Below are 24,477 nucleotides of genomic sequence, written 5' to 3'. Positions count from 1 at the left end.
AAACGCATGGCACTCGCCTTTCTTGGCTTCAACGCCTGCGCCGTTAGCGCCTTTCTGATCGCGCTGCCGCTGTCGATGAGCGGCGCCAACGCGCAAGGCAATGTCGATCCGGCAATCAGCGCCGATATCGAAGCCTATTGCACCAACATTGCCGACGCGGCCCGTGATCGGCGCTATATCTTGCAGAAGCAGGAGCTCGACACCCTGCAGGCCGGAATCGACGAGCGCATCGTCGTTCTCGAAGAGCGCCGCGCCGAGTACGAAGACTGGCTCAAGCGCCGCAACGATTTTCTGTTGCAGGCGGAGCAGGGGCTCATCGATATCTACAAGGGGATGCGCCCGGATGCGGCTGCCGAGCGCCTTGAAAACGTGAATGCCGAAATCGCGGCAGCGATCATCATGAAGCTCAGCCCGCGCATTGCCAGCCAAATTCTCAATGAGATGGACACCCAGATCGCAGCCGCGCTGACCTCGGTGATTGCAAGTGCTGCGGATGAAACCACATCGAGAAACCCGTCATGATCCGCCGCCTGACCCTTCTCGCGACGCTTGCGGTTCTCACCGGCTGCAATTCGCAGACCTTCAACGAGATCGGGCGCGCGCCGGCCATGAGCCCGGTCGGTGCCGGCTTGACCTACGGCCAGACGCCTCAGATGGCGCTTTATCCGAAGCAGCCGCTAACGACCAATCGCAGCTTCTCGATCTGGCAAGATAGCCAGAGCGCCCTGTTCAAGGATGCGCGAGCGATCAATGTCGGTGACATCCTGACAGTCGACATCGCGATCAATGACCGCGCTGCCTTCGATAACGAGACCGAACGCAGCCGCGTCAACAACAGCGGCATCGGATTGGGCGGTGCCTATAACATTTTCGGCGGCAGCGGCGCCGGCGAAGCGGATATCGACTTCGGCTCGAACACATCGACGAATGGCTCGGGCTCAACCGCTCGTTCAGAGCAATTGCGCCTGAGTGTTGCCGCCGTCGTCACGGGCATCTTGGAGAACGGAAACCTGGTGATCAGCGGGTCCCAGGAAGTCCGCGTCAATCAGGAACTTCGCATCCTCAATATTGCGGGGATAGCGCGTCCGCGCGATGTCGACGCGTTCAACCGAATCTCTTATGAAAAGATCGCCGAAACGCGCATTTCCTATGGGGGACGCGGCCGGTTGACCGAGGTTCAGCAGCCTCCGGTCGGTCAGCAGTTCGTCGATATCTATTCGCCGATCTGAATGCGGCAGGAACGGGCGACGGGGGTGACATGACGACACCTGAAGAAACGGGCAACGCGCCGAAGAAGCCTTCGGCGATGATCACGATCGCCGTGGTTCTGGTCCTGTCGGCTGTTGCAGCCGGTGGTGGATGGGTCGTTGGCGGCATGCTCGCACCGCAGGTCGAGGCGGCCGTGCCGGAAGACGAAGCCGAGGCTCATGGCGACGAAGCTGGGGGCGAGGCGCATGCTGCTCCCAAGGTGGTCGCGCTCGATCCAATCACCACCAATCTTGCCTATCCATCTGAAAATTGGATCCGCCTCGAAGTCTCGCTGGTGTTCGCCGACATGGCCGACGACGCGATGGCGCAGACGGTTCATCAGGATATCGTCGCCTATCTGCGCACCGTCTCGCTGCAGCAGATCGAGGGCGCCCGAGGTTTCCAGCACCTCAAGGAAGACCTGACCGAACGGGCCGCGTTGCGCTCGCAAGGCAAGGTAGCCAGCCTCATGTTCAGGACCTTCGTGATCGAATGAACCGATTGCTCATAGCTGGCTTCGCCATGATGGCGTTGATTGCCAGTGCCCAGGCCCAGGGGATTGATCCCGGTCTTTTCGAGGCGCCCATCGATGGGTCCGTCGCGAGCTGGATCATCCGAACCTTCGGCCTGATCACCGTTCTGTCGGTTGCGCCCGGCATCCTGATCATGGTGACCAGCTTTCCTCGGCTGATCATTGCATTCGCGATCCTGCGCGCCGGCATGGGCCTGCAGACGACGCCTGCGAACGTCATCCTCGTTTCCCTTGCCCTCTTCATGACATTCTACATCATGGCGCCTACTTTCGATCGGGCATGGTCGGAAGGCGTCCAGCCACTGATGGAAGAGCAGATCGACGAGACGCAAGCCATCGAGCTGATCGCCGATCCCTTCCGCGACTTCATGATGGCCAATACGCGCGACGAGGATCTGAACCTCTTCATCGACATCGCGACCGAACGCGGCCAAACCGTCGAAACAGACGGCGTGATCGACCTGCGCGTGCTCACCCCGGCGTTCATGATTTCGGAGATCCGACGCGGCTTCGAGATCGGCTTTCTCATCGTGCTGCCGTTTCTCGTCATCGACCTCGTTGTTGCGACGATCACCATGTCGATGGGCATGATGATGCTGCCGCCTACGGCCATTTCATTGCCGTTCAAGATTCTGTTTTTCGTATTGATCGATGGCTGGAACCTGCTTGTTGGCTCCCTGGTGCGCTCGTTCGTCTGAGCCCGTAGCCCATCCCTTATCTTAGACTTCCCTTAACCATAAATCTGGTTATCGCCCCGGAGTTGGTCGTTGCACGGCCGTCTGGCGGGCCGATTAAGTGTTTGGAAAGCGGCCTCGGCGAAGTTGGTCTCAACATGGCGGGTTCGCTTCTGACCGAGGTCTGAGCAGAGTGGCATGATGCCTAAACCGCCATTGCCGGTAATCCTTTGCAGTCCGGTATGTCCCTGAAAAGTATTTAGTCCAAGGGATTACTCAAATGACGAGCCTTCTCACCAACACGTCGGCCATGTCTGCTCTCCAGACGCTGCGTTCGATCAATTCCGAAATGTCCACGACCCAGGGCCGCATCTCGTCGGGCATGAAAGTCGGCGAAGCTTCCGACAACGCCGCTTACTGGTCGATCGCAACCACCATGCGTTCGGACAACAAGGCACTCTCGTCGGTTCAGGACGCACTCGGCCTCGGCGCTGCCAAGATCGATACCGCCTACACCGGTATGAACGCCGCCATCGAAGTCGTTGACGAAATCAAGACCAAGCTGGTTGCAGCTTCCGAACCGGGCGTCGACAAGGCCAAGGTTCAGAAGGAAATCACGCAGCTCCAAGAGCAGCTGACCAGCCTGACCAAGTCCTCCTCGTTCAACGGCGAAAACTGGCTCTATCACGACGACAACAACTCGGCGACCACGAAGGCCGTTGTTGGTTCGTTCAACCGTGACGCCAGCAACAATGTCAGCCTGACCACCCTCGACATCGACACGACCGCCACGTCGCTGATCGAAGTCAACGCTTCTGGTGGTTACGTTGCTTCCGGCAATGGTCTTCTGTCCAACGACCTAACTTACACCAATGCCAGCGGCACCTCCGCATCGCTGAGCGGCGTGAACGTCATGAACCTCGACATCACCGACATGTCGGCTGGTGATCTTTCGAACGCCTTGTCCGGCGTGGACTCTGTTCTCCAGAGCATGACCGATGCCGCTGCCGATCTCGGTGCCGTGAAGAAGCGCGTCGAGATGCAGGGTGACTTCGTTTCGGACCTTAAGAATTCCATCGACAGCGGTATCGGCCGCCTCGTGGATGCCGACATGAACGAAGAGTCCACCCGCCTTCGCGCTCTGCAGACGCAGCAGCAGCTCGGTATCCAGTCGCTGTCGATTGCGAACTCGCAGTCGCAGAACATCCTGCAGCTCTTCGGCTAAGATCAGCTCTCACGGTTTCGGGTGGAAACGCCCGTCACCGACCAACACTGACAAACGCCGCGGTCCATCCGGACCGCGGCGTTTTTGCATTTTTTGCGATGAAAGCGACAAATGGTAAATGTTCGGAGCCGTATGTTAGCATTGCATTAACCTAAATAGATTGTAATCCTCCTCACAGACGAAACGTCGTCGAGTCACTCGCCGACATGCATGAAGCCTTTCGTCTCGCACATGACGCGCTTTCATTTTGTATCAGTCACGCGATAAAGGGCTTTACCCAAATGACGAGTCTTCTCACCAACAGCGCAGCCATGGGCGCGCTGCAGACGCTGCGCTCCATCAACTCGGACATGGAAACGACGCAGGGTCGCATTTCTTCGGGCATGAAGGTTCAGACGGCCGGCGACAACGCCGCCTACTGGTCGATTGCCACGACCATGCGTTCAGACAACAAGGCTCTCTCGACCGTTCAGGACGCACTCGGTCTCGGCGCTGCCAAGGTCGACACCGCATACACGGGTATGAACGCTGCGATCGAAGTCGTCGACGAAATCAAGGCAAAGCTGGTTGCAGCTTCGGAGCCGGGCGTCGACAAGGCCAAGATCCAGAAGGAAATCGATCAGCTTCAGAACCAGCTGGTAAGCGTCGTCGGATCGGCAGCATTCTCGGGTGAAAACTGGCTCTCCCACGACACCGACAACGTCGCCGGCACCAAGTCGATCGTCGGTTCGTTCAACCGCGACTCCCAGAACAACGTCTCCATTACCAAGCTGGATGTCGACACGACCGCCACTTCGTTGATTGAAACCGATGCAACCGGCGGCTATGTCGCTTCCGGCAACGGCCTACTCTCCAACGATCTGCGCTACATCAATGCTTCGGGCGCTTCTGCTTCGATCACCGGCGTTTCGGTGCTCACGCTCGACATCTCCGCCATGACGGCTGGCGCTCTCAGCAATGCTCTTTCGGGTATCGACGCTGTGCTGCAGTCGATGACGGATGCAGCTGCCGACCTCGGTGCTGTCAAGAGCCGCATCGAAATGCAGGAAGACTTCGTCGCCAACCTGATGGACTCCATCGACAGCGGTATCGGCCGTCTGGTGGACGCCGACATGAACGAAGAGTCGACCCGTCTGCGGGCGCTTCAGACCCAGCAGCAGCTCGGCATCCAGTCGCTGTCGATCGCCAACTCGAACTCGCAGAACATTCTGCAGCTCTTCCAGGGCTAATATCCGCCTCCGGTTCGCGCCGAACGCTCCAAATGAAAACCCCGGGGTCGCAAGACCCCGGGGTTTTTCGTTTAAGGCCGAAGACCTGCGTCATGCGCCAGGGTACGATTGGCTCCAATCGATCTTTCGGCCCGAAATGCTCTTATCCTCGGCCCAGGCTGCAATCTTCTCCCAATCGAACAAAATGGTCTTCATCAACTCTATCGGCTCATCGGGGATGGTCGGCATGTAACGCGTCGCTGCGTGCCATGGCATGCCATCGGTCCCGAGCCGGATGCGGCTGTGCTGGGGTCCAAAGAGCAGCGTAGGGACCCCAAGGCCGGCAGCAAGTTCGGCAGTTGCCGTTCCTGCGGAGATGACTAGGTCGCAGGCGCCGGCGAGCAGGGCCGCTCCCGCGAGATCGTTCATTTGATCGATGCTGGAGAATTGGGTTACCGGGAGGCCGAGTTCCTGCATAATCGCGACTTCTTCGCCGCACTGGTCATACTGAAGGCAGATGAACCCGCTTCTCCCGAGCAGCTTCAGGGCTGCAATGTGCTCGGCACGCAGATAGTTCTTGTCGCGATGCAGGTTGCGCAGGCTTGAGCGCCAACAGAGACCGATAACCGGTTGATCGGGCCGCGCGTTCATCGCTTCGCGGACGTTGTTCTCAATCTCAGGGCTGCGTTTCAGGAAGGGCCGCGCCTTAGCCTGCAAGGCTTCAGCGGATGGCCGCAGGAACCGCGCTAGAGAGCCAAGCGGGGTCTCGAAATCGAATTCGGCATAGAGCGCGGGTGTCCGGTTAGCCGCAGGCACGACGGGTGTGACCTTGATGTCCGGCAGAGACGGGCGGAACAGCGGGACGAGTTTTGCCGTGCATTCGAAGGTGACGTCAGCGCCAGCCATGACGAGGTCCGAGAGGAGACCCGCGAAACGAATTTCATCTCCGACCCCTTGCTCGCGCCAGACGAGAATTTTCTTGCCTTCCAAAGCTTCGCCTTGCCACCTGGAAATCTCGAATTTGCGATGCTCAGACGGAAAATCGCTGATTTCCCAGCGGATATCGTAATTTTGGAATGCCTCAGGTAATTTCCCGGCCGCCATCTGGTGAAGAGAGAGGTGCCAGCGCGCAACGGCACAGTCTGGATCACGGGCGAGGATCGCCTCCTGAATGGCCATCGCCCTGTCGAAGTTGCCGCGATCCTCTTCGATGATCCCGGCGACCGTCTGGATCGAGGCCCAAGTCTTCACGTCAGAAGTACGCCATACCTCGATCAGTTCGAGCGCCTGGTCCGGGTATCCGGCGGCAACGAGACAGTCGATCCAGATATGGTCGACCGTCGCTTTCTCATCGTCCGTCTTCGCCATGGCACGGACCTGCGGATAATGCTCAGCAACATAGGCGTGGTTGGCAGCCTTCGACGCAGCAGTGAGCCTGTTGATCAACAGCCGGTGCGGCGGTGATGGGAACAGGGCGATGGCCTGATCGAAAAGGGTCTCGGCCACCTTGTAGCGCCGAGCATGCAAAGCCTTGGTCGCTTCAGAGGTCAGTTCGATGGCTTTTTTCGACGCCTTGCGTTCTGCCTTCGATGCGGGAGGCGCGTTGAATGGTTTTCTTGGATGCTGGCCTTGCGTCTTGGCCGCAACGGCAGCCAGCAGCGTCTGCGCCCCTATCATGCGTGCCTTCAATGCGTCCTCCGGCCGACTTGCGTCACCAGCTTGGTTGCGGGCAGGCTTGGGGTTCGCCATCGTGCGATCCTCTGCTGGAATGGTCTCCGTCGAGGATGCCTTGTCGCAGGCCTATGTTGTGCGAGCCTTGTCGATGCTGGAATGGTGGCCGATGCGAAATCCTAGAGATCGTCCAGCGTCATGCGTTCACCCTTGCGGAGCGCGCGTCGCGCTGGTTTCCCCAAGAGACCAGCGAAATGGCGCGGCTCTAGGCTGGTGCCGGGGCGGCAGATCTTGAGATTGCCGTTCGAGAAGATCTCGCCCTCGCGAATATCCTGCGAGGGATAGATCGACTGGCGGAAGGCCCGTGAGTTCTTCTCGTTCTCCGTGCCGCCGTAGTGAACCATGCCGCCCGACAACCAAGCACGCCGGGTTTCCTCCTTGAGGAGCCGCATCTCCCAGGGCTCGAGGGAAAACGCGGAATCGACGCCGCCTTCCGCGCGTGACAGCGTGAAATGCTTCTCGATCACCGTCGCCCCGTGCACGACTGCGGCTACCGCGACGCCCGTGCCGGGGGTGTGATCCGACAGCCCAACCTGCACGCCGAAACGGCACGCCATGTCGGGTATGGTCATAAGATTGGCGTCTGAGGCGTCGGCCGGATACTGGCTCGTGCATTTCAACAGGACGACGTCGCTCGCACCTGCGCTCCGTGCCGTGGCAATGGCTTCCTCGATCTCGTCGATCGTGCCCATGCCCGTCGACATGATCAGCGGCTTACCGGTAGCTGCGGCCTTGGCGATCAGTGGCAGATGGGTGAGCTCGAAGCTGGCGATCTTGAACATCGGAACGCCGAGACCGTCGAGAAAGTCGACGGCAGTTTCATCGAATGGCGTGGAGAATGCCATGACACCGTGTTCCGCGGCAGCCGCAAAGAGATCGGCATGCCATTCCCACGGCGTGTGGGCTTCCTGGTAGAGATCGTGCAGCCTGCGACCATTCCAGAGGCTCTTGTCATCACTGATAACGAAATCGTCCAAGTCGCTGTCCAGCGTCAGGGTATCGGCCGTGTAGGTCTGGAATTTCAGACAATCGACGCCGCACTGGGCCGCTGCGCGCACGATCTCCAGCGCGCGCTCCTTCGAGCCGTTATGATTGCCGGACATTTCGGCAATGATGAACGGTTCGGCGTCTCGGCCGATCAGTCGATCTGCAATCTTGATACTGGACATCGAAACCTCGTGCACAACACAGAGAAAACGCCGTCTAGCGCGATGCGGTCGCGCGAAGCTTACCACTCATTGCTGGGCGCATGCTTTTCCACTCGTCGTGCAGGATGGCCAGACGTACCACATCGACGAATTCCTCCCCGCGCCGATGGTGTTGACGGAAAATGCCTTCGATTGTGAAGCCGAATTTATGGTGAAGTTTGATCACGGGTTCGTTGAACGCGAGGACTTCACAGCTGAGTTTGTGCAGCTCTAACCGCTTGAAGGCAAAGTCGAGCGCGGCGAACTCCATCTGGGACCCCGTCCCGCGTGGTGCATCGGTTGCTGCATAGAAGGCCCAGACCGCATTGCGATCGCTGTGCGAGACCTGTGAAAACGAGACGACGCCAAGTGGCCTTTCGTTATCCTCGAAGATCAGATCGTGTCGATCTTTTGCATCGTGCATCCTGGCCCACCAAGCGCGGTGTTCTTCGGCGCTTATTTCATGACTTGTGTACATGTTTCTGCGCACTGCAGGCGAATTGCGCCAGGCCAGCACCAGATCGAGATCGTCGTCCGCCATGATCCTTAGGGTTCCCGGCACGCCGTCCGTCATGGGGCCGCCTCCAGCATCGGGCGAGACGCATGCGAAAGCACGACGTCCATGACCCGCGCCGCACCGTTCCCGTCGGTCACTTCGCGTGCCGCAAGGCTGATCGGGTGTGTGGCGGCAGGCTTCAGCAGCGGAGCCACCTTGGCCTCGGCCCATCCGCGTGGGTCGTTTCGGGGCTCGTAGACCCCACCATCGACACAGGCTCCAGTCCTGGAAAGCGCTTGCGCCGCCTCTTTCTGGTTATCGGCCAGGACCAAGTTGATGGCGGGCACGCCGAGGCAGCAGCGTTCCCAGGACGAACTGCCGGCCGCGCCGAGGACGAGATCCATGCCGCTCATCAGCGCGGCCATGTCGGAGACATTTCGGTGAAGAGTGATGCTGCGACCGGATTGCTCCGCATATCGCATCAAGCCGTCCTGGTGGGGATAGGCGGGGCCGGTCACGACATGTAGTTCCACGTCCGGCGATAACGGCAGTTCGCAAAGGCCCCGGAGCGTCCAGCCGGTGCAATTCTCGCCGTCGGCGCCGCCCATGAAGATGAGAAGTGCCTGAACGCTCGTGCCCGCCGCAAAGGCTTCGTCTCTCCGTCGAAGCGAGGCTGGACGCTCGGCCGCAAAGTCGGGCCGCAACAGCGCGTGACGCGGTCCAGTCAGGACACGGCAATGGTCCGGCACCAAATCGGCGTAGTCGTCGGGAGATCTACCGAGCGTTGCATCGAGCACGATGTCGCAATCGTGCGGTCTAGAGAGATCGTCGAACGCCAAAATGAGAGGTGACTGGTCCGTCGACGAGCGCATGGCGCGCTCCCACGCGATGCCGAGCGCGTAGTGATCCACCACGATGATTTGTGGTTGGAGGGCCTTCATGTGACCGCCGAGCACTTCGGCATCATGCTCTTCGGTGGTCCCGAGCCAAGAGCCGTAGGGTGTCGGGCCCGGCTGCGGTCCGCCCTCCGGAAGCATGACCAGTCGATGGCCGGCTTCGCCAAGCTTCCTTTTCATGTCCTCGATCATGACACGCGCGAAAAAGACGCTTTCGAAGCCTTGTTCGGTGAGCGCATTCGCCAGCGTCAGGCATCGCATGATATGCCCCAGCCCGATGACGAGCGAAGCATCGACGCGTATCGCCATCGTGCGAGAGCGTTGGCCACTCATGAGCTAAGCTCAGCGAGGCGGAGGCGGTACAACTCCTCGGCCATCTTCCAATCCTCAGGCGTGTCGATGTCGACCACGCGCGACCTTTCGACATGATAGAGTGCAGCATCCGGGCCGAGCACCGGGCGGTTCGCGCGGACTGCATCTGGTCGGCACCAATAGAACTGGCCTGCATCGTGGTAAGCGGGTTCAAGATCTTGGGATCGGGTCGACGCCAGATCGGGATTGAACATTTCCGGCCGACCATTGCGCAGTCGCAAGGCGCGCTGGATCGGATAGGCATAATCGGTCGCCGCGAAGACGTAGGAGGTATCGTTCCCTTCAAACAGACCGAAGGCGGTATCCAGATCGTAAGCTGTGACGAACGGTGCAGTCGCGTAGAGACAGCAGACCGCATCCACCGCCACGCCTTCCGCTTCCACACGCTCGATCACATCGGCGATGACGGCGAGCGTCGTGGCGTGGTCGTCGGACAGTTCCGGCGTGCGCATGAAAGGGACGTCCGCCCCGGCGGCACGGGCGACCTCAGCGATCTCTTCGTCGTCGGTCGAGACGATGACCCGATCGATATTTCTAGAGGCGAGCGCAGCCTCAATGGAGTAGGCGATGATCGGCCTGCCGAAAAACGGCCTGATGTTCTTGCGCGGAATGCGTTTCGAGCCGCCGCGGGCCGGTATCAGCCCCAGTCTCACCGCAAGACTTCCTTCAAGGCTGCGACGACCTGATCCTGCTGTGGCTCCGTCATCCCATGAAAGATCGGGATGGAGATGGCTCGCGCGTAGTAGGCCTCGGCATTCGGGCAGTGACCGGGCCGGAACCCGAGGGCCCGGTAATAGGGTTGGCGATAGATCGGTATGTAATGGAGGTTCACGCCGATATCGCGTTGGCGCAGGCCTTCGAAGACCTGCCGATGCGAGAGCGCGATTTCGTCGAGCCGCAACTGAACGACATAGAGGTGGAGGCTGGACAGGCTGTCGGCCGGACGGCGCGGCAGATCGACGGCAAGCGCGCGCAGATCCTCGTCATAACGATCCGCCAAACGGTGCCTGTGCGCGATGAAGTCGTTCAATCGGCGAAGCTGCGACAGACCGAGTGCGGCCTGCAGTTCGGTCATACGGTAATTGAAGCCGAGATCGATCTGCTCGTAGTACCAAGGCCCATCGGACAGGCCGGACATGTCGTTTTCGTCGCGCGTGATCCCGTGAGACCGAAGCCGGAGCAGTGCCTTGCCGAGGTCCGCGTCCTGCGTGATGCAGCAGCCGCCTTCACCGGTGGTGATGATCTTGACGGGGTGGAACGAGAAGACCGCGATGTCGGAATGAGTGCAGGCGCCGACTAGATCGCTGCCGTCGCGCGCGCCAATCGCGTGGCTCGCATCCTCGATGACCTTGAAACCGTATCGGCGAGCCAGGGCACCAATCGCGGGCATGTCGCAGGGCAGGCCGCACAGATGAACCGGGATCACCACCTTCGGCAATTGTCCGGCCGCTTCCGCCGAACGGAGCTTCTCCTGCAGCGCATCGACGCTCATGTTCAGCGTAACCGGATCGATGTCGACGAAATCGATCTCCGCGCCGCAGTAGAGCGCGCAGTTGGCCGAGGCGACGAAGGAGATGGGCGACGTCCAGACGAGGTCGCCAGGCCCGACACCGAGTGCGAGACATGCGATATGCAAGGCGGCCGTCGCGGAGTTGACCGCTACGCAATGACGCGCGCCGACGGTTTCGCCAAGCGCACGCTCGAAGGCATCGACCACCGGTCCTTGCGTCAGATGATCCGATCGCAGGACGGCGAGAACGGCTGCGACATCGGCATCGTCGATCGATTGGCGACCATAGGGAACGAAGGGCAAGGGATCACCTCGGCATGGGCCGATTCGCTCGGCCCGATATGACCAATAGCCAGAACTGGCCGCAGATTTCAAATGTGAAACCTTGCTGATGAACGTCCTGTATCCAGGGTGCTCCAGACGCGCAATTCGGCAATTGTCGTGCTAGTCACGAAGGCGGGGCGAATCAGCAGTGGCGGTGGGCTGCGTGCTGGAGGATCGCGCACAGGGCAAAGCGGAGAGCGGGCAGCGGATGTTCACGGGCAAGGCAGTTCTCATCACCGGCGGCACCGGATCCTTCGGCCGGAAATACACCGAGACGATTCTTGCACGCTACAAGCCTTCGCGCATCGTTATCTTCTCGCGTGACGAGCTCAAGCAATACGAGATGGCGCAGACCTACAGCGATCCTGCGATGCGTTATTTCATAGGCGACGTGCGTGACCAGGTAAGGCTTCGCCAAGCTATGGACGGAATCGACTTCGTCATTCACGCCGCTGCCCTGAAGCACGTCCCGGTTGCCGAATACAACCCGATGGAATGCATCAAGACCAACATCAATGGCGCGGAGAACGTCATCTCCGCTGCGATGCAGGCGGGCGTGCGCAAAGTCATCGCGCTCTCCACGGACAAGGCGGCCAACCCGATCAATCTCTACGGAGCGACGAAGCTCGTTTCCGACAAGCTCTTCGTCGCGGCCAACAATATCACCGGCGGACGCGGACCGACTTTTGCGGTCGTGCGCTACGGCAATGTGGTGGGGTCGCGGGGTTCGGTGGTGCCATTCTTCAAGAAGCTTATCGCGGAAGGCCGGACGCCTCTGCCGGTAACGCATGAAGACATGACGCGCTTCTGGATCACGCTTCAGGACGGTGTCGATTTCGTCCTTAAGAACTTCGAGCGGATGTATGGCGGCGAAATCTTCGTGCCGAAGATCCCGTCAGTCCGGATTCTCGATCTGGTCGAAGCCTACAGCGGGACACGCGATGCCGCGATCATCGGCATTCGGCCTGGAGAGAAGCTTCACGAGATCATGTGCCCGGCGGACGACAGCCATCTCACCCTCGAATTCGACGATCATTTCGTCCTGCGCCCAACGATCAAGTTCCACCACAGCGATCTCAATTACACGACCAATGCGCTCGGAGAGGCCGGTGTGCCAGTGCGGGTCGGGTTCGAATACCACAGCGGGAACAATTCGGACTTCCTCAATGTCGAACAGATCAGGCAAATGGACACGCGGGCTTGACCTCCCTCTAGCCGTCGCGGTTGCCCCAGTATCGTTGCGTCCCTTCAACCACCCTCACGCAAGCTTCGCCCCCTAGAACAATCTCGAATGGCATGCATGGCGGAGTGTATGTCCGGCTGATTGCGTGTCTGCTCGGGCTGGTTCTAATTGATGGTTTCGATTGCTGATTATCTGCGCGATTTTAGTGCGCCGGACGAGGTTCGCGGTGGACACGCGGCTCGTTTGCGCACCGTCGAGCCGCAGGAATTGCGCATCGAACAATCGCCGATGCTCCCGGACAGGGACTTCGATGCTGAGTTGACGGCTGCTTTCCAGCGCGGCGAGCAAGCGGCAGCTGCACGGTCGGAGGCGGCGTTATCCGATGCGCTCGAGGCCGAGCGTGCCAAACATCGGCAAGAAATGGATTCGATCCGCACTGCCTATGAGCAGGACTACGCGACGACGATCGCGACGAAGCTGGACGGCATCGCCGGCGATCTATCGGAGACGATCGGCGAGCAAGTCAGCGATGTGCTGGCGCCGTTCCTCGATTCCATCATCCGCCGACGCGTTGTCGATGAGCTTGCCCGCGCCATCCAGGCGGCGATCGCAAATGGTCCGGAAGCGAGCGTTTCGGTGTCCGGTCCGAAGGGCCTTCAGGAGCAGTTGGCGCTGCATTTCGAGGATGCGGGTGTCGCCTTCGCATTCGAGGAAAGCGACGACATGGACATTATCGTAAATTTCGACGGCACGGTCTTCGCGACTCGTCTCGCTGACTGGTCAGAAGCATTGAAGGAGGCCGTAGCATGAGCGGAGACAGCGACCGGCCCGAAATCGAACGCGAGATCGTTATCGTTCGACGCGGCGGCCATGGCGGGGAAGAAGGGCATCACGGCGGTGCCTGGAAGATCGCCTATGCCGACTTCATGACGGCGCTCATGGCGTTCTTTCTCGTCATGTGGCTTGTCAACGCCGCCAATGAAGAGACGAAGGCAGCGGTCGCAAGCTATTTCAACCCCATCCAGCTTATGGATGAAAAGCCGGCCGACCGCAGCATCCAGGATGAGGGGCAGTCTTCCGAAGGCGAGACCAATCGTCCTGCCATCGACACGCAGGGCGAAGGAACGACGGATAGTGCGAGCGCCGAGCAGGGCTCGGACCGCAACGCGACTGCTGGCGAAGAAACGCAATATTCCGAATCCGACTATTTCGAAAACCCCTATGCCGTGCTGGCCGAGATTGCCCGTGAAACGGGACAGCAGGCCAATATTTCCGATGCGGGCGAGGGCGGTGCACAGACGTCAGGTCCGGCGTCCGGCGCGTCAGGCGGCGAAGCTTACCGCGATCCCTTCGATCCCGATTTCTGGTCTCAGCAGTCCCTCGGCGAGATCAACCTCGATCCGACCGATCAGGAAACGGCGCTTGTCACGCCGCAGGCAATCTCGGACGATGCTGCGCTGATCGAAGAAGCGCTCGCGCCAACCGCAACTCCTGCCGACCCGGCAGCCAGCGAAGATGTCGTGATTGCTCCGGTGGCGGTGCCAGAGCCGGTACAAACCCAAGGTCCGGCCGAGGCTGCGCCGTCATCCGAAACGCCCCCTGCTGAAATGGCGGCAGCAAGTCCTGCGGCCGAAACCGATACGCAGTCGAACGCCGAAGCGGAAGAATTGCGCACCGAAATCCAGCAGCAGATCGCCGGCGTCGGCGGCAAGCTCGCAGAAGGCCTGGAGGTCACGCCGGCCGAAGGCGGGCTTTTGATCAGCATGACAGACCAGGTCGATGCCACGATGTTTGCCAGCGGGTCACCGGTGCCGCAACGCGAACTGGTGCTGGCCATGGAGCGCATCGGCGCACTGCTCGCGGAGCGTGACGGGCAGATCGTCATTCGCGGCCACACGGACGCGCATCCCTTCCGCGGCGAAGGCAACGACAATTGGCGACTTTCCACGGCGCGCGCCCATAGCGCCTACTACATGCTCGTGCGTGGCGGATTGGAAGAAGAGCGCATCGTGCAGGTGTCGGGCTTTGCCGATCGCCGACCGAAACTGCCTGACGATCCTTTGGCCGACGCCAACCGCCGCATCGAGATCCTCGTCCAGGCCGATGCCAGCGAGATCCTTCCATGACACGGCGCTGGCTCGCCATAGTCGCGGTTGCGGCCACGGCGTTCGTGCCACTCAAGGCACAGGCCATGGAGGCTGGCCCGACGCCGCTCTCCATGGTTCGCTCATTGCAGTTCGTCCAGGACGCCGTAATCAAGGGCGATCATTCGGCCATCGAAATGCAACGACATCTTCTGACAGTGATCGATGAACGTTTGCGGGCAGCGGATGCCGAGACGTTCTACGATCAGCAGGGCATGGACGCGGCAATCATCTACGCGCTCAGCGGTGGAAATCCTGCCACGCTGCCGTTGATTGCGCGCCGGTTCCCGGAAGCGGGCTTCGATCCGCGCCTGATGCCGCTTCTCGAAGAACATCTGCGCGGTCGCGGACGCGGGGTCTTTGAACCCTTGCGCGACATTCTCGTGCATTATCAGGGAACGCGCATCGAGCCCTATCTGACGCTCGTTGCGGCCAATGCAGCAGCTCTTGCAAGTCCGGCGGATTCCATACCGCTCTTCGATTGGGCCAGGCTTCTGTCTCCAGGCTCGATCATCGAGGAAGCGGCGCTGCGGCGTTCGGTCGAAGTTTCCGTTCGGCTGGGCATGGTCGACGAAGGATTGAAGCGTGCCGAGCGCTATGCTCGGCGTTTTCTGCACTCCCCCTATGCTGGCCAGTTCGCGGACCTCTTCGTCGAACTGGTGCTGTCCCACCCGGACGACGTGAAGAGCGAGCGGATCGCCGAGACGCTGGCCTTCATGGATGAAGGGCGGCAGCGCTCGATCTATCTGCGCATCGCACGCAGAGCAGCCATCAACGGCAACCGGACCCTGGCTCTCGAAGCGTCGGCTGCTGCCGAGGGGCTTGGAGAAGCCGACGACAAGGTCAAGGCGCTGGCGGATCTCTATTCCGGCGCTGCGGGTATACCGGGCGACGACGTGGGCAGCGTTGCGGAAGCGGTCTCAAACATCGATGAAGCGGCGTTGTCGCCACGCGACAGAGCGTTGCGCTCGGCTGCTGCCTCGATCGCGGCTGCCGTTACCCGCCCACCATCGCTGGAAGCGATTGCCGAGCCCGTATCGGTGTCGATCGAGCCCGATGCCAACGTCGCCCCTGATATCGTGCAACCGGCCTTAATGCCGAGCGCTGAGGGCGCACCCGAAACTGCCGATGCTCCGACCGATGCCGCCAAAGATGAAGTCGACGGCTTCGTCGACAATCGCCGTGCGCTCCTGGACAGCATCGACGCATTGCTGGAGGAGGATCGATGAGCGGACCTTTGGGAATCGGACTGCCCGCAATCGGGAACGATCAGACGGCCAAGGGCCGAAGCGGCGGCCAGAAGGGTCAGGACGCAGGCGACGTCTTCAGCCAAGCGATCGATCGTCTGTCTGCGAAGGACTCCAAGGGGCAGCGCGGAGGTGCAGGCAACGGCCAGGCGCGCGCCGAGGCCTCATCCAATGGAAAAGGCGACATCGAGGTGGATATCACCAGCGCGCCCCGCGGGGGCAGGGAAGCGGCCGGTGTGCGGGATATCGGCGGCCAAGATCGCAGTTCCCTGCTGGCGATTTTTGAGAACGCAGCCAACGCCGATAGCCGGGCCACGGACGCGTCAAAACCGGATGACTTCGTCTCGCAGGACCTGATCGAAGACAAAGGTCGGGCGATCGACGCCGTTTCAGATTCGGCCGATGCTACAGACCTGACCCAGGATCCCCTGGATCTTCCGAGCACGCAGGCTTTGCAAGGCAGCGGCGTGAACGCCGCGTCCTCCTTGCAGCAAGCTTTGTCGAAGTCGGACACGATCAGTGCCTGGCTTCAATCGCGTGGCGCCACCACGAATGTGCAGGCGACAGCAGCCGAAGGTCATATCGCCAGGGACGGGCCGGACGCCGGCGCGCTACCGGAATCTGGTTCCACACAGGTCGCCGACGGCGAAATGGATGTCTTCCGCAAGGTTGGTGGCAAGGGCGACGTGCCGACTATGGTGATCGATGCCGTGGCTCGCTCCATCGCGCAGGGAATGGTCAAAGGCGACACGCAGCCTGACGGAACGAAGAACGGTCCCATCCGTCTCGATGGTGCATCTCGGGGCGCCAACGCTGACGGGCTCGATCCGGATCTGCCGCGAACGCTTTTCGGGATCGATGGCAGCCGTGGGTCGAGCGAAGCCGCGCCGAAGACAAGCGCCACGACCCCTGCAGACCGTCTTGCCGATCTCGGTGGTCGGCAGAAACGCGCAGATAATTTGTTGCGCAGCGGCGTCGACCTTGCAATTTTGGAAAGCCGCAAGTTTCTCGGCGTGGCAGCAGGACAGACGTCCACGGCAGGCATCATCAGCACCGTGACGGAGAACGGCGAATGGAACGCGATGCTGCGCGACGTGGCCTCTACATCCGCCACGACGCTCGATACGGCGCGCAATGCCAGCAACACGTTGAAGATCCAGCTGAACCCAGTCGAGCTTGGAACGGTTACCGCCACATTCCGTATGAGCGGCGGTCATCTGACCATCGAATTGAAAGTCGAGACGATCGAGGCGTATCGGCAGCTGTCGGATGACCAGAGTGGCCTGGCCAAGGCCCTTAAGGCGCAGGGCATCGATGCTCAAAACGTCGTCGTCCAGCATGTCGGCAGCGATCGCTCCACCCAAAGCGCAAACCCGGGCGCAACCGCCAGCGGTGCAGCCGGACAGCAGGGCCAGGCGGAAGGCGGGAGCAGCCAGCATTCCGCGGCCGGGCAACAGCGTGGCGAAGGCGGCAGCGATAGCCGCCGCGGTTCTGGACGGGAGCAGGGAGATGCCGATGCGCGCAGGACTGATCGCACTGCTTCTGGCGATGTGTATCTCTAGCCAGGTGACTGAGGCTTCAGCGGCAAGCTGCGAAGCCGAGATCGCCGAAGCCGCCGAAGCTTACGACATTCCTGTCGGCATTCTCTATTCCGTCGGATTGACTGAAACCGGGATGCGCGGCTCGCTACAGCCCTTCGCACTCAATGTCGAAGGCAAAGCTCATTTCGCACGATCGAAGAGCGAAGCGGTGGGTGTCCTGAACGACGCTTTGTCACAAGGGAAAGTGCTCGTCGATCTTGGCTGCATGCAAATCAACCATCACTATCACCGCGACCAGTTCGTCTCGGTCGATGCCATGCTCGATCCGCATACCAATGTTCGCTATGCGGCGCGGTTTCTGCACGAGCTGAAAGGGCGGCATGAAAGTTGGACGATGGCAGTCGCGCGCTACCACGCCGGCCCCAACAACGACCCCGCCCAGAAGCGTTACGTGTGCCGTGTCATCAGTAATCTGGTGGCGACGGGCTACGGGCAGTGGACGCCGGGTGCCCGTGCATTCTGCACGTGACATTCAAAGTTGGAAATTCAACCTAAAATTGATTTAGCAAACAGTTCATCGAATTGTGGCCGGCAAGGCCAAATTTAGGCGTTGTTAACTTTTTCCAAAGGAAATTTGTGCCGTAGAGGGGTGTGGTCACTACATCTAGTATCAAATCAGCACGCAGCCCCGTCGCAACTGCCAGAATGCATTAATATTTCCTGTAGTTGTTCCAGAATCTCACGATTCGTAAAACGTGGTTAACGCGATGGGTGCGGTGATTCGGGGGCGACAATGATCGTTGTGGTTGACGAGCGAGAGCTCGTGACGGAAGGCTTTAAATCGCTTTTCGGACGGGAGGGTGTGCCGTCCGCAAGCTTTGAGCCTCGTGAGTTTCAGGCGTGGGTTCACACGGCGGCGGATACGGATCTCGATGCGGTCGAGGCCTTTCTGATCGGCAAGTCAAATTCAAGCTTCGAACTGCCTCGGGCTATTCGCAGCCGGTCCGCAGCACCGGTGATCGCGGTCAACGATACGCATTCTCTCGAAGCCACGCTGGCTCTCTATGACAGCGGCGTCGACGATGTCGTTCGCAACCCGGTTCATCCCAGGGAAATTTTGGCGCGTGCGGCAGCCATCCGCCGACGCTTGAAGTCGATGGTCAACCATACGGACATCGGCTCGATCCGTGTGTTCTCGGATGGTCGCGACCCGGAAATCGAAGGCAACACATTCGCGCTGCCCCGCAGAGAGCGGCGCATCTTAGAGTATCTTGTCGCCAACCGTGGCAAGCGTGTCACCAAGGGACAGATATTCAATGCCATTTACGGCATCTTCGACGAAGACGTCGAAGAGAATGTCGTCGAAAGCCACATCAGCAAGCTGCGCAAGAAACTGCGCAACAAGCTCGGCGTCGACCCGATCGATTCCAAGAGATTCCTCGGCTACTGCATCGACTGGGACTAGCCGATCTTTCGGCCCGGCGGCGACCTCTGTCAGGTTCGCGCAAGCCAGGGCCCATAGCATCGTTCCCAAGCAATCTACAAAGGGTCTGATCGATGAGTCTCAACGGCATGATGCGCACCGGCGTATCGGGAATGAACGCGCAGGCTAACCGGCTCAGCACGGTTGCAGAGAACATCGCGAACTCCGATACGGCAGGCTACAAACGGGCCTCGACCGAGTTCTCGTCGTTGATCCTTCCAGGCTCTTCCGGCTCCTACAATTCCGGCGCAGTGACGACAGACGTTCGCTACAACGTGAACAAGCAGGGTGAGCTTGAGTTCACGTCCTCGGCAACCGATCTCGCGATCGAGGGCCCTGGCTTCTTCATCGTTGAAAATGGCAATGGCGACCCATTCCTCACACGTGCCGGCTCGTTCGTGCCGAATGGCAGCGGCGAACTGGTGAACGCCGCCGGTTTCACGCTGCTCGGCTACCCTTACGATGGCAACGGAACACCTCAGACCGTCGTCAACGGTTTCGATGGGCTGTCACCGGTCAATATCGGCCAGGGCAATTTGAGCGCAACGGCATCAACCGAAGGCAATTTCGCCGGCAATTTGCCGTCGGGCGCACTTCCCGGTGAGACGGTTAGCAGTTCGCTTGCGGTCTTTGATAATGTCGGCAACACAGTTCTGGTAGACTTGGTTTACACCAAAACCCAGGAAGCCGATCCGGAAAACAATGTTCCTGAAATCTGGAAAATGAATGTAAGACGCCGTGACGGTGGTGGTGAACTAAATGTTCCGTTGCCTTCAGAGCCCGTGGAATTGGTATTCGAAGCTGGTCAGCTGACCAGCACGGAAAGCATGCAGTTCAGTTTGAATCCGCTTGATCCCACTTCGCCGATCATAGACATGGACATTGGCCGGATGACTGCGCTCGGCTATCCCTACGACGTCGCTGATGCCGGTGTGAACGGCAGTGCGCCGAGCAAGCTCGAAAGCGTCGAAATCAGCTCAGACGGCATCGTCTACGGCCAGTACGAGAACGGCGACCTCAAGCCGCTTTATCGCCTGGCCATGGCCAATGTTCAGAGCCCGGACAAGCTGCAGCCGCTGGCTGGTAACGTCTACACTCAGGGCGTCGATTCCGGCGTGATCGTCACCGGTTTCGCCGAGAGCGGCAATTTCGGTTCGGTCATCTCCAGTGCTTTGGAAGGCTCCAACGTCGATATCGCGGAAGAGCTCACCAGCATGATCGAATCCCAGCGCAGCTATACGGCCAATTCGAAGGTCTTCCAGACGGGTTCGGACCTGATGGAAATCCTGGTCAATCTGAAACGATAATTCGTCTTTCAAGGTTTTGGCATGTCTCTGACATCGGCACTCAATACGGCTCAATCGATCCTATCGAACACATCGACGCAGACGTCGATCGTGTCTCGAAATATCTCGAATGCAGCTTCAGAGAACTATGTCCGGCGATCCGCCACGCTTGCGAGCAACGGGTGGGGCGCACAGGTCGTCAACATCTCGCGCGCCACCAACGACGTTCTTTTTCGCGACAGTCTCGTGTCGACATCGTCGGCCAGCGGTCAGAACGCGCTGCTCGACGGCATCGACCAGATCCGGGCGCTGATCGGCGGCAATGATTTCGAGAACGCGCCAGCTGCTCTCATGGGGTCGCTCCGAGACTCGCTTCAGCTGTTCGCCTCGCAGCCAAGCAACACGAGCGCCGCCCAGGCAGCGGTGTCGGATGCGATTCTCGTCGCCGACGGCATTCGCCAGTCGTCCATCGATCTGCAGAAGATGCGTCTGCAAACCGACACCGAAATTTCACGGCAGGTCGAGGACCTCAACAAGCTGCTCGGTGAGTTCGAGGTCGTCAACAACGACATAAGAAATGCGACCCGCAGCGGTGATGACGCGTCCGATGCACTGGATAGCCGCGACGGGCTGCTGAAGCGCATTTCCGAAATCATCGGCGTAACGGTGGTGAAGCGTCCCAACAACGACATCGCGCTTTACACCAAGGAGGGCGCCACGCTCTTCGAAACCGTGCCGCGCGACGTGACCTTCCAACGCACAAACGGGTTTGACGCGACCACCACTGGAAATGCGGTCCTGATCGATGGTGTACCGCTCAATGCGGGCGAGGGCGGCGCAACGACCGCATCCGGCTCGTTGGGGGCACTGATCCAAGTTCGTGATTCCATCGCGCCGACCTACCAGGCGCAACTGGACGAGATGTCGCGCGCGCTGGTCACCACATTCCGCGAAGTTTCGCAGTCCGGCGGTGTTGATCTGCCAGGTCTTTTCACTTGGGGTAGCGGCACGATCCCGGCGGACGGCACGATCGTGCCCGGCATGGCGATGTCGCTTTCGGTCAATGCGGCATACATCCAACCGGCCGGCGACGCTTTCCTGCTTCGTGACGGCGGAGCTAACGGCGCAGACTACATTGTCAATGTCGATGGTGGCGCTGGCTTCTCGTCGCTGGTCGAAGGTCTGGTGACGCAGATTTCCCTGCCCGTGAATTTCGATGTGAACGCCCAGATCGGCAACAGCGCGTCATTGATCGATTTCGGTGCAAGCTCGGTCGGCTGGATGGAAAGCCTGCGCCAGCAGGCGAACACGGCTGCCGAGAACAAGAACGCTTCTTACTATCGAACCACCCAGGCGCTTTCCAATGCCACCGGCGTCAACATCGACGAAGAGATGGCCAAGCTCCTGGAGCTGGAGCAATCCTATAAGGCATCCACCCGCATCATTACTGCGGTGGACGAGATGATTGACACGCTTTTGAGAGTGTCGGGCTAAGATCATGAAGACAACCTTCGTCTCGACCAGCGCAATGCAGAACGCAGTCCGCCTCGCGATCCAGCGCGCACAGGCGGAGGTGACCGATCGGCAGCAGGAAGTCGTCACCAATCGATATGCTGATGTGGGCCTGGCCCTCGGCTCGAAGTCGACGCGCTCGATCTCGCTCAACCGCGAAGTTGCGCGTATCGACGCCGTCCTCGATACCAACGCTCTGGTCGGTCAGCGACTGTCGTCTTCGCAGGTCGTTCTCGGACAGATGTCTGAGAGTGCGCAGCAGATGCTGGATACATTGATCACGCTCAGTGACGGCGAGAACGAGTCACTGGTGAAAGTCGCGCAGCAGACCATCAACGGTGCACTCGGCAATTTCGCAGCGCTGGCGAACACGTCAAACAGCGGCGAATATCTCTTTGCCGGAGTGAATACCGACGTTCGGCCGATGAACGACTATTTCGCGCCTGGCTCCCCTGCCAAAGCTGCGTTTGATGATCTGTTTCAGAATCGCTTCGGCTTCTCCCAGAACGATCCACAGACGGAAACGATTACGGCAGCCGATCTCACGGATTTCCTCGATACCGACGTCAAAGCGATGTTCGAGGGTCCCGAATGGAACACCAACTGGTCGAGCGCATCCGACACCAATCTGACGAACCGGATCAACGGTTCGGAGGTGATCCAGAGTTCGACCAACGCCAACAACACGGGCTTCCGGCAATTCGCCATGGCCGCCGTCGTCGGCAGCGAACTCGTCGGCGGGAACTGGAACAGCGAGACGCGGGCGGCGCTCAGCGACTCGGTGATCAGCATGGCCGGCAGCGCGATCACGTCGATCGACGAGCAGCGCGCCGAGCTTGGTGTCGCCGAGATGCGGGTGACGAAGGCCAATGTGAGCCTGCGTACCCAGAAAGATATCGTTGCGGTCTATATCGGCGAACTCGAAGGCGTCGATCCCTACGAGGCTGCAACACGCATGAATACACTGCTCACCCAGATGGAAGCGTCATACGCGCTGACCGCGCGTATCCAGCAGATGAGCTTGTTGAACTTCCTCTAGCCGCTCGTGCCGTTCCGGCATTGGCGCAACACATGACAAGGCGAGCTGAATGTATCAGTTTTCTTATGCCGAGATACAGCAGGATGATGTTGCTGAATCGAAGGACCGGGAGCGGCAGGTTCTCGACAGGTCCATCGGCCTTCTCGAGCGCGCGCGCAGGGCGGGACCGAAATCCCGAGATGCGATCGAGGCTCTCTACTTCACCAATCGCGTCTGGATGCGATTCATCGAAGACCTGAACGCGCCGGACAATGAGCTCGACCTTTCGCTCAAGGCAAATCTGATCTCCGTCGGCTTCTGGATTCTGCGCGAGAGCGACAAGATCCGGAAGGGCGAGTCCGAGAACTTCGAAGGCATCATCGACATCTCGTCGATCATCAGGGATGGATTGAAATGAAGAGTTCGCTCCGGATTTCGCTGAAGAGCGGCGAAAGAATCTTCATCAACGGCGCCGTCCTTAGGGTCGACCGCAAGGTATCACTCGAGTTCCTCAACGACGTCACGTTCCTTCTGGAAAACCATGTTCTTCAGCCGGAAGATGCGACGACGCCGCTCAGGCAGCTCTATTTCATCGTGCAGATGATGCTGATCAACCCGGAAGGGGCGGATCAGTCGATGAACATGTTCAAGAAGTCGATCATGATGCTCTTGAACTGCTTCCACAACGAAGAAATCCGCACGCAGTTGAAGCTGATCGACGAAGTCGTTTCCGGCAAGAAGCCTTTTGAAGCGCTCAAGATGATCCGCAAGCTCTACCCCCTCGAGGATGATGTTCTGAACACCCCCGAGATGACGCCGGCAACGATCACCGCGATCCAGAAGGAGATTGCGCCATGGAGGTAGGGGCGACAGGTAGCGCGACGACGAATACGGCGACGCCCAAATCGCAGCAGGCGTCTGAGAACGCCATGCTCGACTACGACAACTTCCTTCAGCTTCTGGTCGCGCAGATGCGCAACCAGGATCCGACGGAGCCGATGGATTCGACCCAGCAGATCGCACAGCTGGCGACCTTCTCCCAGGTCGAGCAGACGATCCAGACGAACAGGCGGCTCGAAATGCTGCTTCAATCGTCCGCATTGTCGGAGGCCAACGCCGTCATCGGTCGGACGCTGACCTCGACAGACGGCCTGACCTCGGGCGTCGTCAAGGAGGTTCTCTTGCGTGCCGACGGGATCACTGCGATCCTCGAAGACGGCAAGAAGATCGATGTGACGTCGGGCGTTTCCATCAGCTGAGGCATCGTGCCATGAATGAAGCAGACGCTCTCGAACTGGTTCAGAATGCCATCTGGACGATCATCGTGGCCTCTGGGCCGGCGGTGCTCGTCGCCATGGTCGTCGGTGTCGGTATCGCCTTCATTCAGGCCCTTACGCAGGTTCAGGAAATCACCCTGACCTTCGTTCCAAAGATCGTCGCGATCCTCGTCACCGTCGCCATTTCGGCGCCGTTCGTCGGGGCGCAGATTTCGCTTTTCACCAATATCGTCTTCTCGCGCATTGAGAGCGGCTTTTAGTCAGGGCCTCCCGCGGCCCGTCGAAATGCTCGCACAAGCTTCGCTCGTTAGGTCTCTTCCTGGCGGTCTCTAACACCGACGCATGACGCGTCCGTGCGACCGGCCCGAAGCGGACGGCAGTGA

Annotated in this window: 26 protein-coding genes; 20 read left to right on the top strand and 6 right to left on the bottom strand. The window is 59.9% G+C overall.

All coding sequences use genetic code 11. The features are described 5' to 3' along the window. Window positions 1-6 precede the first annotated feature (6 nt). The 6 genes from GC125_RS19205 (at window position 7) to GC125_RS19180 (ending at window position 4,908) form a co-directional block, all read left to right on the top strand. Window positions 7-522: a MotE family protein gene (locus tag GC125_RS19205; protein ID WP_502706113.1), complete on the top strand. Its 516-nt coding sequence runs from the start codon at window positions 7-9 to the stop codon at window positions 520-522. Next, a complete protein-coding gene (gene flgH, locus GC125_RS19200; protein WP_151987189.1) occupies window positions 519-1,229 on the top strand; it encodes a flagellar basal body L-ring protein FlgH in 711 nt (236 codons plus the stop codon). The genes GC125_RS19205 and flgH overlap by 4 nt, the downstream gene beginning before the upstream one ends. Before the next feature lie 29 nt (window positions 1,230-1,258). Continuing rightward, window positions 1,259-1,744, top strand: a complete 486-nt coding sequence (locus GC125_RS19195; protein ID WP_151987187.1) for a flagellar basal body-associated FliL family protein — start codon at window positions 1,259-1,261, stop codon at window positions 1,742-1,744. After that, window positions 1,741-2,478: a flagellar type III secretion system pore protein FliP gene (fliP, locus tag GC125_RS19190; protein ID WP_151987185.1), complete on the top strand. Its 738-nt coding sequence runs from the start codon at window positions 1,741-1,743 to the stop codon at window positions 2,476-2,478. Before GC125_RS19195 ends, fliP begins: the two co-directional genes overlap by 4 nt. 256 nt (window positions 2,479-2,734) lie before the next feature. After that, on the top strand, window positions 2,735-3,679 hold the full coding sequence (locus tag GC125_RS19185; RefSeq protein WP_151987183.1) for a flagellin N-terminal helical domain-containing protein: 945 nt from the start codon (window positions 2,735-2,737) through the stop codon (window positions 3,677-3,679). Between the two features lie 281 nt (window positions 3,680-3,960). Beyond that, entirely contained in the window at window positions 3,961-4,908 is a 948-nt protein-coding gene (locus GC125_RS19180) for a flagellin N-terminal helical domain-containing protein (RefSeq protein WP_151987181.1), read from the top strand. 90 nt (window positions 4,909-4,998) lie between these two features. On the opposite strand, the gene GC125_RS19175 is transcribed toward GC125_RS19180, so the two are convergent. From GC125_RS19175 to pseC, 6 genes are all read right to left on the bottom strand, one after another. After that, the gene (locus GC125_RS19175) at window positions 4,999-6,636 is read right to left on the bottom strand and encodes a tetratricopeptide repeat-containing glycosyltransferase family protein (protein ID WP_151987179.1); all 1,638 of its coding nucleotides are present in this window, start codon (window positions 6,634-6,636) and stop codon (window positions 4,999-5,001) included. 101 nt (window positions 6,637-6,737) lie between these two features. Further along, window positions 6,738-7,787: a pseudaminic acid synthase gene (gene pseI / locus GC125_RS19170; protein WP_151987177.1), complete on the bottom strand. Its 1,050-nt coding sequence runs from the start codon at window positions 7,785-7,787 to the stop codon at window positions 6,738-6,740. A 34-nt stretch (window positions 7,788-7,821) separates the two neighbouring features. Then, window positions 7,822-8,379 (bottom strand): UDP-4-amino-4,6-dideoxy-N-acetyl-beta-L-altrosamine N-acetyltransferase, encoded by a 558-nt coding sequence (gene pseH / locus GC125_RS19165; protein ID WP_151987175.1) that lies wholly within the window; start codon window positions 8,377-8,379, stop codon window positions 7,822-7,824. Further along, a complete protein-coding gene (pseG, locus tag GC125_RS19160; RefSeq protein ID WP_151987173.1) occupies window positions 8,376-9,530 on the bottom strand; it encodes a UDP-2,4-diacetamido-2,4,6-trideoxy-beta-L-altropyranose hydrolase in 1,155 nt (384 codons plus the stop codon). Before pseG ends, pseH begins: the two co-directional genes overlap by 4 nt. Continuing rightward, entirely contained in the window at window positions 9,527-10,222 is a 696-nt protein-coding gene (gene pseF / locus GC125_RS19155) for a pseudaminic acid cytidylyltransferase (RefSeq protein ID WP_151987171.1), read from the bottom strand. Before pseF ends, pseG begins: the two co-directional genes overlap by 4 nt. Then, window positions 10,219-11,382: a UDP-4-amino-4,6-dideoxy-N-acetyl-beta-L-altrosamine transaminase gene (gene pseC, locus GC125_RS19150; RefSeq protein ID WP_151987169.1), complete on the bottom strand. Its 1,164-nt coding sequence runs from the start codon at window positions 11,380-11,382 to the stop codon at window positions 10,219-10,221. The genes pseF and pseC overlap by 4 nt, the downstream gene beginning before the upstream one ends. Before the next feature lie 229 nt (window positions 11,383-11,611). On the opposite strand from pseC, the gene pseB reads away from it, so the two are divergent. From pseB to fliQ, 14 genes are all read left to right on the top strand, one after another. Next, window positions 11,612-12,607 (top strand): UDP-N-acetylglucosamine 4,6-dehydratase (inverting), encoded by a 996-nt coding sequence (pseB, locus tag GC125_RS19145; protein ID WP_151988089.1) that lies wholly within the window; start codon window positions 11,612-11,614, stop codon window positions 12,605-12,607. 150 nt (window positions 12,608-12,757) lie between these two features. After that, window positions 12,758-13,396, top strand: a complete 639-nt coding sequence (locus GC125_RS19140) for a hypothetical protein (protein ID WP_151987167.1) — start codon at window positions 12,758-12,760, stop codon at window positions 13,394-13,396. Beyond that, window positions 13,393-14,712, top strand: a complete 1,320-nt coding sequence (locus GC125_RS19135; protein ID WP_151987165.1) for a MotB family protein — start codon at window positions 13,393-13,395, stop codon at window positions 14,710-14,712. Before GC125_RS19140 ends, GC125_RS19135 begins: the two co-directional genes overlap by 4 nt. Further along, a complete protein-coding gene (locus GC125_RS19130; protein ID WP_151987163.1) occupies window positions 14,709-15,959 on the top strand; it encodes a MotC family chemotaxis protein in 1,251 nt (416 codons plus the stop codon). Before GC125_RS19135 ends, GC125_RS19130 begins: the two co-directional genes overlap by 4 nt. Continuing rightward, window positions 15,956-17,539, top strand: coding sequence for a flagellar hook-length control protein FliK (gene fliK / locus GC125_RS19125; protein ID WP_151987161.1), 1,584 nt, complete (start codon window positions 15,956-15,958; stop codon window positions 17,537-17,539). Before GC125_RS19130 ends, fliK begins: the two co-directional genes overlap by 4 nt. Beyond that, on the top strand, window positions 17,493-18,047 hold the full coding sequence (locus GC125_RS19120) for a transglycosylase SLT domain-containing protein (protein WP_199864650.1): 555 nt from the start codon (window positions 17,493-17,495) through the stop codon (window positions 18,045-18,047). Before fliK ends, GC125_RS19120 begins: the two co-directional genes overlap by 47 nt. A 264-nt stretch (window positions 18,048-18,311) precedes the next feature. Continuing rightward, window positions 18,312-18,983 carry a winged helix-turn-helix domain-containing protein gene (locus GC125_RS19115; protein ID WP_151987157.1) on the top strand — a complete coding sequence of 224 codons (672 nt, stop codon included), beginning with the start codon at window positions 18,312-18,314 and terminating at the stop codon, window positions 18,981-18,983. A gap of 92 nt (window positions 18,984-19,075) precedes the next feature. Further along, window positions 19,076-20,308: a flagellar hook protein FlgE gene (locus tag GC125_RS19110; protein ID WP_151987155.1), complete on the top strand. Its 1,233-nt coding sequence runs from the start codon at window positions 19,076-19,078 to the stop codon at window positions 20,306-20,308. A 21-nt stretch (window positions 20,309-20,329) separates the two neighbouring features. Then, window positions 20,330-21,781, top strand: a complete 1,452-nt coding sequence (gene flgK, locus GC125_RS19105; protein ID WP_151987153.1) for a flagellar hook-associated protein FlgK — start codon at window positions 20,330-20,332, stop codon at window positions 21,779-21,781. Between the two features lie 4 nt (window positions 21,782-21,785). Further along, window positions 21,786-22,838: a flagellar hook-associated family protein gene (locus tag GC125_RS19100; RefSeq protein ID WP_151987151.1), complete on the top strand. Its 1,053-nt coding sequence runs from the start codon at window positions 21,786-21,788 to the stop codon at window positions 22,836-22,838. 49 nt (window positions 22,839-22,887) lie between these two features. After that, complete coding sequence (gene flaF / locus GC125_RS19095) at window positions 22,888-23,235, top strand: flagellar biosynthesis regulator FlaF (protein WP_151987149.1); 348 nt, start codon at window positions 22,888-22,890, stop codon at window positions 23,233-23,235. Beyond that, entirely contained in the window at window positions 23,232-23,681 is a 450-nt protein-coding gene (flbT, locus tag GC125_RS19090; RefSeq protein WP_151987147.1) for a flagellar biosynthesis repressor FlbT, read from the top strand. The genes flaF and flbT overlap by 4 nt, the downstream gene beginning before the upstream one ends. Continuing rightward, a complete protein-coding gene (gene flgD, locus GC125_RS19085) occupies window positions 23,672-24,076 on the top strand; it encodes a flagellar hook assembly protein FlgD (RefSeq protein ID WP_151987145.1) in 405 nt (134 codons plus the stop codon). The genes flbT and flgD overlap by 10 nt, the downstream gene beginning before the upstream one ends. Window positions 24,077-24,087: 11 nt before the next feature. Then, window positions 24,088-24,354, top strand: a complete 267-nt coding sequence (gene fliQ / locus GC125_RS19080) for a flagellar biosynthesis protein FliQ (protein ID WP_126008586.1) — start codon at window positions 24,088-24,090, stop codon at window positions 24,352-24,354. The last annotated feature ends 123 nt before the right edge of the window (window positions 24,355-24,477 follow it).

This window comes from Rhizobium sp. EC-SD404 (genome assembly GCF_902498825.1).
Lineage (GTDB): Bacteria > Pseudomonadota > Alphaproteobacteria > Rhizobiales > Rhizobiaceae > Georhizobium.
This window is presented reverse-complemented; position numbering and strand designations above follow the sequence as displayed.

Bases quoted from the DNA above. Each gene is read 5' to 3' on its own strand.
- GC125_RS19205 (WP_502706113.1), top strand. From the start codon at position 7: ATGGCACTCGCCTTTCTTGGCTTCAACGCCTGCGCCGTTAGCGCCTTT.
- flgH (WP_151987189.1), top strand. From the start codon at position 519: ATGATCCGCCGCCTGACCCTTCTCGCGACGCTTGCGGTTCTCACCGGC.
- GC125_RS19195 (WP_151987187.1), top strand. From the start codon at position 1,259: ATGACGACACCTGAAGAAACGGGCAACGCGCCGAAGAAGCCTTCGGCG.
- fliP (WP_151987185.1), top strand. From the start codon at position 1,741: ATGAACCGATTGCTCATAGCTGGCTTCGCCATGATGGCGTTGATTGCC.
- GC125_RS19185 (WP_151987183.1), top strand. From the start codon at position 2,735: ATGACGAGCCTTCTCACCAACACGTCGGCCATGTCTGCTCTCCAGACG.
- GC125_RS19180 (WP_151987181.1), top strand. From the start codon at position 3,961: ATGACGAGTCTTCTCACCAACAGCGCAGCCATGGGCGCGCTGCAGACG.
- GC125_RS19175 (WP_151987179.1), bottom strand. From the start codon at position 6,636: ATGGCGAACCCCAAGCCTGCCCGCAACCAAGCTGGTGACGCAAGTCGG.
- pseI (WP_151987177.1), bottom strand. From the start codon at position 7,787: ATGTCCAGTATCAAGATTGCAGATCGACTGATCGGCCGAGACGCCGAA.
- pseH (WP_151987175.1), bottom strand. From the start codon at position 8,379: ATGACGGACGGCGTGCCGGGAACCCTAAGGATCATGGCGGACGACGAT.
- pseG (WP_151987173.1), bottom strand. From the start codon at position 9,530: ATGAGTGGCCAACGCTCTCGCACGATGGCGATACGCGTCGATGCTTCG.
- pseB (WP_151988089.1), top strand. From the start codon at position 11,612: ATGTTCACGGGCAAGGCAGTTCTCATCACCGGCGGCACCGGATCCTTC.
- GC125_RS19140 (WP_151987167.1), top strand. From the start codon at position 12,758: ATGGTTTCGATTGCTGATTATCTGCGCGATTTTAGTGCGCCGGACGAG.
- GC125_RS19135 (WP_151987165.1), top strand. From the start codon at position 13,393: ATGAGCGGAGACAGCGACCGGCCCGAAATCGAACGCGAGATCGTTATC.
- GC125_RS19130 (WP_151987163.1), top strand. From the start codon at position 14,709: ATGACACGGCGCTGGCTCGCCATAGTCGCGGTTGCGGCCACGGCGTTC.
- fliK (WP_151987161.1), top strand. From the start codon at position 15,956: ATGAGCGGACCTTTGGGAATCGGACTGCCCGCAATCGGGAACGATCAG.
- GC125_RS19120 (WP_199864650.1), top strand. From the start codon at position 17,493: ATGCGCGCAGGACTGATCGCACTGCTTCTGGCGATGTGTATCTCTAGC.
- GC125_RS19115 (WP_151987157.1), top strand. From the start codon at position 18,312: ATGATCGTTGTGGTTGACGAGCGAGAGCTCGTGACGGAAGGCTTTAAA.
- GC125_RS19110 (WP_151987155.1), top strand. From the start codon at position 19,076: ATGAGTCTCAACGGCATGATGCGCACCGGCGTATCGGGAATGAACGCG.
- flgK (WP_151987153.1), top strand. From the start codon at position 20,330: ATGTCTCTGACATCGGCACTCAATACGGCTCAATCGATCCTATCGAAC.
- GC125_RS19100 (WP_151987151.1), top strand. From the start codon at position 21,786: ATGAAGACAACCTTCGTCTCGACCAGCGCAATGCAGAACGCAGTCCGC.
- flaF (WP_151987149.1), top strand. From the start codon at position 22,888: ATGTATCAGTTTTCTTATGCCGAGATACAGCAGGATGATGTTGCTGAA.
- flbT (WP_151987147.1), top strand. From the start codon at position 23,232: ATGAAGAGTTCGCTCCGGATTTCGCTGAAGAGCGGCGAAAGAATCTTC.
- flgD (WP_151987145.1), top strand. From the start codon at position 23,672: ATGGAGGTAGGGGCGACAGGTAGCGCGACGACGAATACGGCGACGCCC.
- fliQ (WP_126008586.1), top strand. From the start codon at position 24,088: ATGAATGAAGCAGACGCTCTCGAACTGGTTCAGAATGCCATCTGGACG.